General features: G+C 44.8%; 8 protein-coding genes. 6 read left to right on the top strand and 2 right to left on the bottom strand.

Annotated elements, in window-relative coordinates; translation table 11 throughout:
• Positions 1 to 83: 83 nt before the first annotated feature.
• Positions 84 to 1406: an amino-acid N-acetyltransferase gene (argA, locus tag AOC03_RS06025; protein ID WP_062534229.1), complete on the bottom strand. Its 1323-nt coding sequence runs from the start codon at positions 1404 to 1406 to the stop codon at positions 84 to 86.
• A 409-nt stretch (positions 1407 to 1815) separates the two neighbouring features.
• On the opposite strand from argA, the gene AOC03_RS06020 reads away from it, so the two are divergent.
• Complete coding sequence (locus tag AOC03_RS06020) at positions 1816 to 2397, top strand: hypothetical protein (RefSeq protein WP_062534227.1); 582 nt, start codon at positions 1816 to 1818, stop codon at positions 2395 to 2397.
• 218 nt (positions 2398 to 2615) lie between these two features.
• Positions 2616 to 4370: a choice-of-anchor I family protein gene (locus AOC03_RS06015; RefSeq protein WP_227514297.1), complete on the top strand. Its 1755-nt coding sequence runs from the start codon at positions 2616 to 2618 to the stop codon at positions 4368 to 4370.
• A 160-nt stretch (positions 4371 to 4530) separates the two neighbouring features.
• Here AOC03_RS06015 and AOC03_RS06010 read toward each other — a convergent pair whose 3' ends face one another.
• Positions 4531 to 5586, bottom strand: coding sequence for a patatin-like phospholipase family protein (locus tag AOC03_RS06010; RefSeq protein WP_062534223.1), 1056 nt, complete (start codon positions 5584 to 5586; stop codon positions 4531 to 4533).
• 260 nt (positions 5587 to 5846) lie between these two features.
• Between AOC03_RS06010 and recG the strand changes: the two genes are divergently transcribed.
• The 4 genes from recG to AOC03_RS05990 all read left to right on the top strand — a co-directional run bounded on the left by recG (position 5847) and on the right by AOC03_RS05990 (position 13748).
• Positions 5847 to 8246, top strand: a complete 2400-nt coding sequence (recG, locus tag AOC03_RS06005) for an ATP-dependent DNA helicase RecG (RefSeq protein WP_062534220.1) — start codon at positions 5847 to 5849, stop codon at positions 8244 to 8246.
• Between the two features lie 109 nt (positions 8247 to 8355).
• Complete coding sequence (locus AOC03_RS06000; RefSeq protein WP_084785788.1) at positions 8356 to 9756, top strand: efflux RND transporter periplasmic adaptor subunit; 1401 nt, start codon at positions 8356 to 8358, stop codon at positions 9754 to 9756.
• Positions 9753 to 12851: an efflux RND transporter permease subunit gene (locus tag AOC03_RS05995; protein WP_062534217.1), complete on the top strand. Its 3099-nt coding sequence runs from the start codon at positions 9753 to 9755 to the stop codon at positions 12849 to 12851. The genes AOC03_RS06000 and AOC03_RS05995 overlap by 4 nt, the downstream gene beginning before the upstream one ends.
• Positions 12852 to 13133: 282 nt before the next feature.
• A complete protein-coding gene (locus AOC03_RS05990; protein ID WP_062534215.1) occupies positions 13134 to 13748 on the top strand; it encodes a YceI family protein in 615 nt (204 codons plus the stop codon).
• The last annotated feature ends 104 nt before the right edge of the window (positions 13749 to 13852 follow it).

Here is a 13852-nt window from a genome sequence, read left to right as displayed (position 1 = left end):
GGTTTAAACGATAAAAAGCCCTCATATTTAGGTATGAGGGCTTTTTATCGTTTAACATTCTAAAAAATGCGATACCGTGAAGATTACAGTAATTTTTGGAACACTTTAGAGTTACGACCATTATGATATTGCTGCTGGCGTGCTTCAGGTAAGGCACTGGCGTCAACTTCAACAAAGCCTTGCTCGACAAACCAATGCGCGGTACGGGTGGTCAACACAAATAATTTATGCAGACCATGACTGCGTGCTTGCTGCTCCAAAAAAGCCAGCAAATCAGCACCACGACTACCACTACGGTATTCAGGATGTACGGCTACGCAAGCGACTTCTGCCGATAACTCATCAAGGGTATTGAGTGACGCACAACCCAAAATCATGCCATCACGTTCAATAACGCTATAATTTTCAATTTCTTGCTCTAAACGCTCGCGTGAACGGGCGACTAAAATGCCTTGTTCCTCAAGTGGTTTTAGCAACTCAATAAGACCGACGACATCATCAATATTGGCACGGCGAATTTCTTCATAAGGGTCGTGACTAATCAAAGTGCCCGAACCGTCACGGGTGAATAGCTCTTCTAACAACGCGCCGTCTTTGGCATAAGAGATGATATGCGTGCGATGAACCCCTTGACGACAGGCGCTACTGGCACAATGTAAGAAATAATTAATCTCACAATTCAAATCACGTCCACGTAAAAAACGATCCACTTCATTAGGAATCATTTCGCGCAATAAACGACCGTTATCATTAATCCCCGTTTCTTCGCCTAGCAAAATCAGCTTGTCAGCGCCAAGTGCCACCGCTGCACTAAGTGCCACATCTTCGGCGAGCAAGTTAAAAACCTCACCCGTTGCTGAATAGCCCATTGAGCCTAAAATCACAATATGATTGTGCAATAAGTTATTTTTAATGGCATCAACATCGATAGAACGTACTTCACCGGTCATTTGATAGTCAACGCCATCACGGATGCCATATGGACGCGCGGTAACAAAGTTACCTGAAACCGCATCAATACGTGAGCCATACATCGGTGAATTGGCTAAACCCATAGACAGTTGCGCTTCAAGCTGTAGACGAATCGCGCCAACCGCTTGCAGAATAGACGGCATAGCAACGCGTGGCGTCACGCGAATATCTTGGTGTAACGGTGAAGTAATGCCAGCTTCTATTAGATTTTTTTCAATTTGCGGGCGTGCACCGTGTACCAATACCAGATTGATACCTAAACTGTGCAATAACGCAAAGTCATGAATCAGAGTACTAAAATTAGGGTGTTTGACCGCTTCACCACCAAACATAATCACGAACGTCTTGCCGCGATGAGTATTAATGTAAGGCGCAGAGTTGCGGAACCAATGGACGTATTCAGGATTAATTTGGGGCATGGCGCTAGTAGTCATAATAGGAGCAATTATCGTTAGAATAAAGGAAGAAGAGTGACAAAAATTTGTCGAACATTAAAGATTTACCATAGCAAAAAACGTCGTTATGAGCTATCTTTTTATTTTAGGTAAAATAATGCCAATTTATAGTGATTTAGGGATATACATAACCGCAACAAGGCGTTAGTGTAGCGATAAAGTCTTTTTGCTATGCTAAATATGACTGGCTTGTATATAGTATATTGCCCAGTAGTCGTTTTCATAGCATTTTAGCCGTAGCATGACCCATTGAAACTCATTTATTTAAAATTAAAAAGTGGCTAATGACGTATTGACGTGAATCACGTATTCACAAGGCTCGGCTATCCTATTGTTCTTCTCTTTGAGTACCTTTTTATCGACACATTAACTAGGAATAACCATTATTATGAAAAAAAATAACCATTTTGCCAATCCGTTTGCCACTTGGAGCGGTCACCGCTTGTTTCACGTTGTTGCCGGTACCTTGGTTGGTGCAATGGCAGTCACGCAAGCTTCGGCGATGTTGCCTGTTCCAGAGCCTGCAATGGGTAGCACAATCGCGGTTCAAGCGGATAATAACAGTCGCTCAACTGTACAAGCGGTCAATAGCAAGATTACGGCTGCGCTTATTAGTGTCGATGCCAATGGTAAAGAGCTATTGGTGCCGGTCACTGCCAATACCCGTTTGCAATCGGGTAATATCTTAGAGTATCAAGGTCTATTTACCAATACTAATCCTGATCGGGTGCGTAAAATGACGGTCACCATGAGTATTCCTGAGCAAGTTGAAATGCTAGGTGATCTTGCGCCAGATTTCCCTTATGGCAGTGCCGATGGCAATACCTTTGCCCGTATGCCATTACGCGCTAATATCGATGGAAAAGTGCAAGAAGTGCCATTAAAGTATTACAAAGCGGTGCGTTGGGATATTGACGGTGTTGGTCTAAATGAGACGGTGATGGTGAAATATCGCGCTCGCGTGAAATAGATTTATTATTAAGTTTTTCAAAAAAAGCACTACAGCTAATAACTGTAGTGCTTTTTTTATGCGCCAGTATTTTAAAAACTCATAACATAAATGGGATGGATTAATAAGCTAAGCATCGTTGTCATTGGACTTTCATATTCATACGCTACGATAGCGCGACACGCTATGCATCATAGTGACACGCTATCGACAATAATAAATGAATAAGGATATTGCTCATGAAGAGCCACATGAATAACCCCATGCGCCGAACATTATTGAATGCATTAACCCGAGCTGGCATGAAGGTGTTGATACCGATGCTAGCGATAACGGCATTGACTGCCTGTAATGCTGATGACGATAAAAAGAACAATAACAATAACAATGAAATAGTTTCAGGCGTCGTTCAAGAGCCTGTCGAAAGTGTTATTTATTCTAAAGTGACTTTTGTGCCTGCGGGCAGTTATGTGCATGGTGGCTTTAAAGAATCTGCAGCTGAGATTACTGCGTTTCATCCAGCAACTCAGCGCGTTTTTGTGGTCAATGCGCAAAATAAAAAAGCGGATGTATTACATCTAAAAAATATCCATAATCCTACCTTGGTGACGTCGCTTGATGTGTCAGATATTGGTAGCACGGTCAATAGTGTGGCGGTGCACGGTGATATTGTCGCTTTAGCCGTGCAAGCCAATGTAAAGACCGATAAGGGTTACGTAGTGTTATATGATGCCAAAACGTTGGCACGTATCAGCAGCATTGAAGTTGGAGCGTTACCGGATATGCTCACTTTTACTCCCGATGGTAAAACATTGCTCGTCGCCAATGAAGGCGAGCCGGATGACCAGTATCAAATCGATCCTGAAGGCTCAGTGAGCATTATTAATTTAACAGATGTCAACCGTCCTATCGTCATGACCGCAACCTTTGATGCTTATAATTCGCAAAAGCAATCTTTAATAGATTCTGGTGTGCGTATTTTTGGGCAAAAAGCCGATGGCACCATGAGCAGTGTTGCTGAAGATTTAGAGCCGGAATATATCACAGTGGCGGAAGACGGCAAGACGGCTTATGTGAGCTTACAAGAAAATAATGCCATTGCGTTTATTGATATTGCCAGTGCAACTGTGACCAGTATTAAAGCGCTCGGCGCTAAAGACCATTCAAAAATCGGTAACGAGCTGGATGTTAGCAATAAGGATGGCGGCATTAATATCACCACATGGCCTGTGATGGGCATGTATATGCCAGACGCCATTGACACCTATTCTATTGGTAAGAAAAATTATATCGTGACTGCTAACGAAGGTGACGCCCGCGAGTGGGGTAGCTTTAATGAGGAGATAAGCATTAAAGATATAAAAGTAGATGGCAGTAAATATAATACCCTAGCGTGTCACGGGTTCGACTGTGTTAATGATAAAGCGCTGGGCAAATTGGCTTTTTCGTCCGTCATGGGTGATGCCAATAAACAGGGCGTTTATGGCACCTTATACAGCTTTGGTGCGCGCTCCTTTAGCATCTGGGATGCCGACAATATGAGTGCGCCCATTTATGACAGTGGCAGCTTGATGGAAAAATATGTTGCGGATAAATACCCGAAGAACTTTAACGCCAGTAATGATAAAAATGACTTCGACAATCGCAGCAATAATAAAGGGATTGAGCCTGAAGGTATCGTGATAGGTCGAGTTGGTGCGCAAACCATTGCTTTTGTAGGGCTTGAGCGCATTTCTAGCATTATGGCGTTTGATGTCACGGATCCGCTGAACGTCAAATTGCTCGGTGAAATTAACACGCGCAGCTTTGATGATGCCAAATTAGCAGCTGCTAAAAAAGGCACTGCCGCCGCGAATGCCGATGGGGATTTGGGTCCAGAAGGTCTGACGTTTATCTCTAAAGCTGACTCGCCATCAGGCAAGCCATTATTATTGGTTGGATTCGAGGTCAGTGGCACGTCAAGAGTGTTTGAATTAGACTTTACTACTTCATAACTTCAGTCGCTATTTTTCTGATTAAAAATAAGAGATTTAGTGTTGTCAGAAAAACATTATTATTTCAGCTAACCCTCATAAATTGGATACGATTTATGAGGGTTTTTTATGCGTGACATTTTATGCGACCTTTATAGCCGCCGTTTCTTTGATACAGTTGCTACAGCGCGGCGTATTTACTGGTAGATTTCTCGGCAATTAATTTTTTGATGGAGGTAATTTGTGGTGTGGTTGCTTGGCTGCCCGCACTAATTAAGGCTTTGCGCTGGCTGGTATCGAGTGAGCTAATATGGCTAACATTTGGGGTAATGACAATATCAGCGCGTTGCCGTTCAGCATTTGAGGTAGGCTTACGCGGCGTGGTTGAGTTACTATTAAAATTAGCCGTTAAATTATATTCCAATAAGCCCCAAAAGCTACTTAATGAGGTGATAGTAGGTAGCTTAGTATTAGTAAGCGCAGTCGCCTTAGTACCGGAATTAGAATTAGAGCTAGAATCAGTCACGTCAACGGCGATAATTATATCAGCGCCCAAATCACGGGCGCTATCGACAGGCACTAGACTCACTACGCCACCATCAACGTATTTTTTGCCTACGCGTTCTGGAATACGCGGGGCAATAAAGATATTAGGGATACTACAAGAGGCTTGTACCGCAAGTCCCGCGTCGCCTTCGGTGAAAACGGCTTTGGTTAAACTTTCTTTTTCAGTCGCCACTGCCGCAAATGTGATAGGAAAGGCTTCTATCGGACGTCCACCCACTTTTGCATTGATAAAGTTTTTAAGTTTAATCCCTTCAATAAAACCTTGCTTAGATAAGGTAAAGTCGGTCAATGCGCTATCAGGTGTGGTCAATGCCAATTGTTCGAGCTGGGCTGCCGTATAGCCACTGGCATAAAGGCTACCCACTAAGCTGCCGACACTGGTGCCGACCACCAACGTCGGAGTAATGCCACTTTCTTCTAGGGCTTTGATAACGCCAACATGAGCAAAACCTTTCGCACCGCCACCACCTAACACTAAAGCGACACTGGGAATATAAGGCTTAGGCGCAATTTGCACAGGAGCAGCAGAGGGAATACTATTACAGGCATTGGTTAGCAAACCTAGAGCACTAACCAAACTGCTACGTAGTAATAAGGATAAAGGTAGGTGTTTTTGAACAGGGTTGTCAATAAAGTGATTGATAAAGCGGTTAAGTAGAATAGCGGACATAAAGTAGCCTTGTCGATGAACATTAAATCGAAGATATAGGAAACAGAGATACGTTATTAACGCTTAAATATCGAGACGCATCATTACTAAATCACTTAGCATAATCAAGACCTTTGTCAGTTATAATGTTTGGAACGTGTTATTTTTGTAGTATGTTGATTATTATCATTTTATAGTATTTTTATACAGCTATAGCAAGGATGTTAGCAGTACAACACTTAACAATAGATATCCAACAATCATAGGGTTAGGACTTTTTAATGCCGACATCTGCCAGTCATTTATCCGCCACTTTATTCGATACTGCTTCTGTCAATGGAACAGTGGGACAAGTAATGTCGTCGCTGGATATGCCTGTAACGGCACTCGCAGGCGTTGGACCAAAAGTTGCTGAGCAGTTGGCGCAAATGGGTATTGTGCGAGTTTTTGATTTATTGTTGCACTTGCCGCGTGATTATGAAGACCGCAGTCGCATCGTGGCGATTGGTGAGACGATGCACGGGCAAGCGGCGTTGATGGTTGGGCGTATCGTGCATGTTGATAATAAAAGTAGCGGCATGACGGTGATTATCGATGATGGTAGCGGTACGATTGGGCTGCGGTTTTTTAAGGTCTATCCCAGTTTGTTGCAATCAATGAGTGTAGGCACGCGCTTGCAGCTGTTCGGCGAGGTCAAGGTCAGCCGCTATGGTAAACAGCTACATCATCCTGAATATCAAATCCTTACAGATAGCGCACCCGTTACCAATACAGGTCTGCAACCGATTTATCCAACGGTAAAAGGCTTGCATCAAAATAAGCTGCGTACTTTAATTAAATTGGCATTGCAAACGGTTCGTAGCCAAGGTCTGCCAATGACGCTCTTTACCGCTGAGGATTTTGCGACCGTTGCCGATTTACCTTTAGTGTCCTTTAATTCATTCAATAATACAGCAAAAATTGCTGAAAATAATAAGTTAGAAACGGAAGATATTTTTTCTACGCTAGTTCAGCGTGTACCGGAAAACCAAGTAACGGAAAACCAAGTAACGGAAAACCAAGTACAAAAAGCCAATCCCTCTACTTATGATTGTTCAAAATTTGATGAAATAACTGATGAAATAAAGAGTCAAGCCGCTCAAAACGTTTATAACTTAACGATATTTGAGGCATTGGTGTTATTACATACCCCGCCCACTTATACCGATTCTGGGCAGCAATATCATTTATTAACCCAGTTAAGCGCGCGTACGCATGCCGCCTGTCAGCGTTTAATTATTGAAGAGTTGACCGCCCATCAGCTCAGTCTATTGTATCGTCGCCAGCAGTTACATCAACATAAAGCGCCAAAGTGCGCCCCTCAAAGTCCGACGACTGAGCAGTTATTTGCTGCCTTGCCGTTTAGTTTAACAGGTGCGCAAACTCGAGTAATGCAGGATATCACCGCTGATATGGCAACCTCAGTGCCCATGCTGCGCTTAGTGCAAGGTGATGTGGGCGCGGGTAAAACCTTGGTAGCGGCAGGTGCAGCAGGATTTGCGCTTGATAGTGGCTGGCAAGTAGCCGTCATGGCACCGACAGAGATATTAGCCGAGCAGCATTTAACCAATTTTAAGCAATGGTTTGAGCCATTGGGGATTGGTGTTGGTTGGTTAGCGGGTAAGCAAACAGCAAAACAGCGCCGCGAAGCGTTAACGGAAGTTGCCGACAATACCGTGCAAGTGGTTGTCGGTACCCATGCGCTGTTTCAAGAGCAAGTGCAATTTGCCAAATTGGGCTTAGTTATTATTGATGAGCAGCACCGATTTGGCGTTGAACAACGGATGGCGTTGACCAATAAAGGCGTCACGGGCAGCACGCCCCATCAGCTGATTATGACCGCAACACCGATTCCGCGCACGCTGGCAATGAGTGTCTACGGTGATATGGATACGTCCATTATTGATGAATTGCCACCGGGACGCACCCCGATTACCACCGTCACCATTGACCGCAATCGCCGTGATGAAGTTATTGAACGTATCGCGGTGAATTGTGCCGCAGGCAGGCAAGGGTATTGGGTGTGCTCGTTGGTAGAGGAATCGACCGCCTTAGATGCGCAGGCGGCTGAAGCCACTTACGAAGATTTAAATGAGCGCTTAGATATTCGTATTGGCTTAGTCCATGGCAAAATGAAAGCCGCTGATAAACAAGCTGTGATGCAAGCCTTTAAAGCAGGACAATTGGATTTATTAATTGCCACTACGGTAATTGAAGTTGGTGTTGATGTGCCAAATGCCTCGTTAATGGTTATTGAAAATGCCGAACGGTTGGGATTGTCGCAATTGCATCAATTACGTGGTCGTGTCGGGCGTGGCTCAACTAAAAGCTATTGTGTGTTGCTATATCAAACCCCATTATCAGAAACTGGCACGGAACGACTTAATGTGCTGCGTGAAAGTACCGACGGTTTTGTCATTGCCCAAAAAGACTTAGAGCTACGCGGTCCGGGCGAGCTATTAGGCAAACGGCAAACAGGTAATATTGGCTATTATTTAGCCGACCTGATTCGGGATGAGCAGTTGTTTGCGATAGCGCAGCGACTGGCAAGACACATTATCAGTAATCCTGAGCGTAAAGCTGATGTCAGCCAACTTATTCAGCGTTGGATGCCAGAGGCAAGCCGTTATACCAATGCTTAATTTGACCCATTAAACTTTTTATGCATTCAAAATATAATAACTGACAGCGGTAATTATTTAATTTTTATGATTTAACTTTAATTGTTGCGCTCAACTATAGAGACCCATTATGAGTGACTTTCAAGATCCCAATATTCAGAAAAACCCCAAAGCTCAGCAAGATTCTAACCCTGAGCGAACGCATGGAACTGAGTTACCGCCTGAAAATGAGCTGCCACCTTATCGCCAGCCTGATGCCAGCATAAATAAGTCATCGTCAAAATATCCGCTGTGGCTGATACCTGTCATCGTTGCCGTACTAGTCGTGGGCGTATTATTGGGTAAATATTGGGGCAGTAAGGATGCTGCGGTAACAGATGCGCCACTTGCGGTAAACGGTGTGAGTAGTACGCAGAACAAGGATGCCAGTGCGACTGCTGACACTCCTGAACAGACCGTATTATCCGTGGAAACGATACAGCCAAGCCAAGATAATATTGGCAATACCTTAAGCGCGGACGGGACGATTAGTGCCAAAGATATTGCTACTGTCAGTGGTAAGGTCAATGGCGTGGCAATCGAGCGTATCTTAGTGGAGGCAGGTCAGTCGGTCAAAGCTGGTCAAGTACTTGCCGTATTCGATACCGCTGCGTTGCAGCAGCAAGTTCTGCAAGCGCAAGCCGATGTGTCAGAAGCCGAGGCGACCCTTGCTAATGCACGTACGGATGCCGCGCGCGTGTTACCGCTCCTCGATATTGATGCCATTAGTAAACAAGAAGCTGACCGTTACCGCACCAATAAATTACAAGCGGAGGCATCCTTAGACGCGGCAAAAGCACGCCTGAATACGCAGCGATTGAACTTGAGCAATGCCAATGTGGTCGCCCCCGTTAGTGGCGTGATCAGTGAAAAACTGGCTGACGTAGGCATGGTTGCGGGTAGCGACCCTCTCTTTACGATTATTAAAGATGGCATTTTAGAATGGCAAGCGTCTATTGACCCCAAACTTATTGGCGAGGTGAAAGTGGGTACGCCGGTTAAAGTGAGCTTACCGAAAAATCAATCGGTGATGGGTGAGGTCAGCCGAATCGCACCGACAGCGGATAATAATCGCCAAATTACGATTTATGCCAGTTTAGTTGCCAATTCTGCTGCGCGCGCAGGCATGTATCAATCGGGCGAATTCCAATTGGGTAGTGCTAGTAAACAGGTCGTACCCAATAGTGCCATTGTCAGTAATGATGGCTACGATTATGTGATGCTGGTAACGGATATCAAAACCGAAAATGACACTACCAAAAACGACAATACCAACAATGCTAAAACCCAGACTGCTAAAAATGAAAATGCTAAAAACATCGGGCGTATCAAGCAGCTGCGCGTCACCCTTGGCGACCGTGTAGGCGATAATGTCACTATTAAAGAACCGATACCCGTTGACAGTAAAGTGGTGAAACAAGGTGGCAGCTTCTTAAACGATGGTGACTTGGTACGCGTTGTCGATAGCCCAGCGACGCAGGCACGCCCATGAATTTAAATGTGTCGGCTTATTCAATTCGGAATCCACTGGTTGCCATTTTACTGTTTGTCTTATTGACAATGGGCGGATTGTTTGGCTTTCGGCAAATGAAAGTCCAACAGTTCCCTGATATCGATTTGCCAGCGGTCGTGGTAACCGTGACGTTACCCGGTGCCGCGCCGTCGCAATTAGAAAATGACGTGGCAAAAAAGATTGAAAATAGGCTGACCAGTATTACCGGAATTAAGCATATTCGCAGTACGCTCCAAACTGGCGCGGCGACCATTGTGACCGAATTTGTGTTAGATAAAGACATTCAAGAAGCGGTCGATGATGTGCGTTCCGCCGTCGGTGAGGTGCGTGGTGATTTGCCTGCTGCGGCTAATGACCCGATTATTACTAAAGTCTCCACCTCGGGATTTCCGGTCGTTACCTATTCAGTCACTGCCGATAATATGAGCGTGGAGGATTTATCTTGGTTCGTCGATGACACGATTACCAAGCGCCTATCTGATATCCAAGGGGTAGGTGCGATTAGCCGTATCGGTGGCTTGGAACGGCAAATTACCGTGGCAGCTGATCCCATTGTGATGAGCGGTTTGCAACTTTCTATTGCGCAGCTGTCGCAGCAAATTGTAGGCATTCAACAAGATAGCTCAGGTGGTGAGGCAAAAGTTGGTAATACCACGCAGACGATTCGAGTTTTAGGCGCAGTCGAGCGGGCGCGTGAACTCAATGAGTTGCAAATCAACGTGCCGACTGGTGGTACGCAGACACTAGGGCAGATAGCGCAAGTGACCGATGGCGCGGCTGATCCCAGTTCTATCGCTAAGCTTGATAGCAAAACGGTGGTGGCATTTAACATCACACGTACGCGCGGTGCTAGTGAGGTTGAAGTCATGGCGCGGGTTGATGACGCGTTGGTGCAATTAAATAAAGACATGAGCAATATCAAAGTTGATAAAGTTTATGATCGCGCCACCCCGATTGCTGAGGATTATCAAGCATCATTACGGATGCTGATTGAAGGCGGTATCTTAGCCGTTATTGTAGTGTTTTTATTTTTGCGCAATATTCGTGCGACCATTGTTACCGCTGTTGCCTTGCCGTTATCCATTATTCCTACCTTTTTAGGGATGTATCTGTTCGATTTTAGTCTGAATATTATCTCGTTATTGGCATTATCATTGGTTATTGGGGTACTGGTTGATGATGCGATTGTTGAAGTCGAAAATATCATGCGCCATCTGCGGATGGGCAAGACGCCTTATGAAGCGGCGATGGAAGCCGCTGATGAGATTGGGCTTGCTGTTGTTGCCACCACTTTTACTTTAATTGCGGTATTTTTACCAACCGCATTTATGGGTGGGATTGTTGGGCAGTTTTTCCGTCAGTTCGGTTGGACAGCAGCGCTTTCGATTTTTGCCTCATTAATGGTGGCGCGTTTGATTACGCCGATGATGGCAGCTTATGTTTTGCGTCCAGAGAAAAAATATGTTGAAAAACAAAGCCGCCTAATGACGTGGTATCTGAAAATGGTCACGTGGACGTTACATCATCGTTGGCTAACGATGGGCGCTACTTTGGTATTATTTGTGGCATCACTAGGCTTGGTCAAACTGCTACCCACTGCTTTTATTCCTGATAATGATATTGACCAAACCCGTGTGGCGATTGAGATGACGCCTGATGTTGAGCTTGCCGATACGGAGCGCGTCGCCGCACTGGCAAGTGCGCGTATCATGACATTGCCTGAGGTCACCCATATATTTACGGCAGTTGGCGAAGGGCAAGCGTCAATGGGTTCAGATTCGAGTGGTGGGAAGGCAAAAAATATCGCAGGTTTAGATATAGTGCTTGTTCCCAGAAAAGAGCGTGGCTCTAAGCAAGAGATTGAACAGCGCATTAGCGCCATATTGGCAGATGTACCAAGTGCGCGCTTTACCGTTGGCTTATCTAGTGGCGGCGAGACTGGCTATAACTTCTCCTTGACCAGTACCAATCCACAAGTGCTCGAACAGACCGTCCAAAAAATCATGACTGATATTCGCGCCTTACCTATCGCAGGTGCAGTTACTAGCGATCGTAGTTTACCGCGCCAAGAATTGACAGTGACGCCTGATAGACTGGCAATGGCTGATAAAGGCGTTACTACTCAAGATATCGCCACCACATTACGTATTGCCACCGTCGGCGACTATGAGCAGCGCTTATCTAAACTTAATCTGGACACCCGCCAAATACCCATTGTGGTACGGCTACCGGATGTGGCGAAACAAAGCGTCAACCAACTCGAAGGTCTGTACGTGCCAAGCGCGCGCCCAGCCGGACAAGGTGTACGCGTCGGTGAAGTCGCCGCGCTCGACTTCGGCACAGGTCCTGCACAAATCAGTCGCCTAGATCGCGAGCGTGCTATCAGTATTACCGTGCAACCGGCAAATGGAGAGCTTGGCGAATTGGTGAAAGCCGTCAAAAACACCCCGACAATGCAAAAATTGCCAGCATCCATTACCATCATTGAACAAGGACAAGCGGAAAATATGGCAGAACTGTTTAGCGGTTTTGTCATTGCTATGTCAGTCGGTATTGTCTGTATTTTAGGGGTGTTAATCTTGCTATTCGGACGCTTGTTGCAACCCTTTACGATTCTTATGGCATTGCCATTATCAATCGGTGGCGCCTTTGTGGGCTTGGTACTTACCAAGAGTAGCTTATCGATGCCGTCGATGATTGGCTTTATTATGCTGATGGGTATCGCTACTAAAAACTCTATTTTACTGGTCGATTATGCGCTAATAGCTCAGCGGCGCGGGCTAGCCCGTTTTGACGCTATTATTGACTCCTGCCATAAGCGTGCGCGTCCGATCATTATGACCACCATTGCCATGGGCGCTGGCATGTTACCACTGGTTTTTGGTTGGGGCGAAGCAGATCCTACTTTCCGCCGTCCAATGGCGGCAGCTGTATTAGGCGGTTTAGTCACGTCAACCTTATTAAGTTTGGTGGTGATTCCAGTGGTATATACCTTGATGGACGATGTGTCTAACTGGTTTGCTAAATGGCTTGTTCCGCATGGTAAAGATAAGTCCGTGGCAAAAGATTCATAGCATTAATAGCGGGTTAATTTTCATAATCCACTAAGGCAATCACTGAAAATTATAAGTTTAAAGAAGATTAAAAATAAAGTAACGGTCTTCCTTTTTTGCCTTACCGTTTAAAAGTTATATATACATTGATTAATGACGACGTTATGAGCACTATCTATAGATCGATACTGTCATCACAACGGACGTGATTTAGGTGTTAAGGCGGTTTGCATTTTTGTCCAGGAATAACGGTATTTATGACTATGTCTGCATCCTTAAGTTCCTCTACAAAGGAATGTCGTTATGAGCTATTTTTCATTTAGTCGAACAACATCACTTTATCAAAAGCGGTTAGCGGCGCTGTTATTGCTGACAGGTAGCATCGTTAGTAGTCATGCTGCTATCTATTTACTTGAGCCTAATAACTCTAACGTACTTTTTGCTATTGATCACTTCAAAACCTCAACTAATACTGGCGGCTTTTACCATTTAACCGGACAGTTAGAATATGATAAGCGTGCGCAGACCGGCAATGTCTCACTTATTATTCCGATGAACACCTTAAGGACGGGAAATAAAGCGTTTGATATCAATTTAGCCAGTGCTGACTTCTTTGATATTATCCAATTTCCGTTAGCGTCTTTTGTGTCTACGCAGTGGCATTTCTCCAATGATAAAGGTCGCTCAGGTGTCACAAAAGTGGATGGTCTACTGACGTTACATGGAAAGACGAACCCAGTCACTTTAACAGCAACCAAATTTAACTGTTACCTCAGTCCTATCGTCAAAAAAACAGTGTGTGGTGGTGATTTTACGACGACGATTGATCGCAGGAAGTGGGATATTCGTAAATATACCTTGTTAGGTATTACGGAAAAAGTAACGTTAAATATTCAGATTGAAGCGGTTAGACAGTAGTTGTTATTTGCAGTTATTGGCTGATAAGATTTATGAGCGACCATAAAAAATGCCGAAACTTATGGTGATAAGTTTCGGCATTTTAGCGTCATGTTAAATAGTCA

Origin of the sequence: Psychrobacter urativorans, from assembly GCF_001298525.1 — a bacterium.
Taxonomy (GTDB): Bacteria; Pseudomonadota; Gammaproteobacteria; order Pseudomonadales; family Moraxellaceae; genus Psychrobacter; species Psychrobacter urativorans_A.
This window is presented reverse-complemented; position numbering and strand designations above follow the sequence as displayed.

Excerpts from the sequence above, each read along its gene's own strand:
- recG (WP_062534220.1), top strand. The coding sequence starts at position 5,847 with ATGCCGACATCTGCCAGTCATTTATCCGCCACTTTATTCGATACTGCT.
- AOC03_RS06000 (WP_084785788.1), top strand. The coding sequence starts at position 8,356 with ATGAGTGACTTTCAAGATCCCAATATTCAGAAAAACCCCAAAGCTCAG.
- AOC03_RS06015 (WP_227514297.1), top strand. The coding sequence starts at position 2,616 with ATGAAGAGCCACATGAATAACCCCATGCGCCGAACATTATTGAATGCA.
- argA (WP_062534229.1), bottom strand. The coding sequence starts at position 1,406 with ATGACTACTAGCGCCATGCCCCAAATTAATCCTGAATACGTCCATTGG.
- AOC03_RS05990 (WP_062534215.1), top strand. The coding sequence starts at position 13,134 with ATGAGCTATTTTTCATTTAGTCGAACAACATCACTTTATCAAAAGCGG.
- AOC03_RS05995 (WP_062534217.1), top strand. The coding sequence starts at position 9,753 with ATGAATTTAAATGTGTCGGCTTATTCAATTCGGAATCCACTGGTTGCC.
- AOC03_RS06020 (WP_062534227.1), top strand. The coding sequence starts at position 1,816 with ATGAAAAAAAATAACCATTTTGCCAATCCGTTTGCCACTTGGAGCGGT.
- AOC03_RS06010 (WP_062534223.1), bottom strand. The coding sequence starts at position 5,586 with ATGTCCGCTATTCTACTTAACCGCTTTATCAATCACTTTATTGACAAC.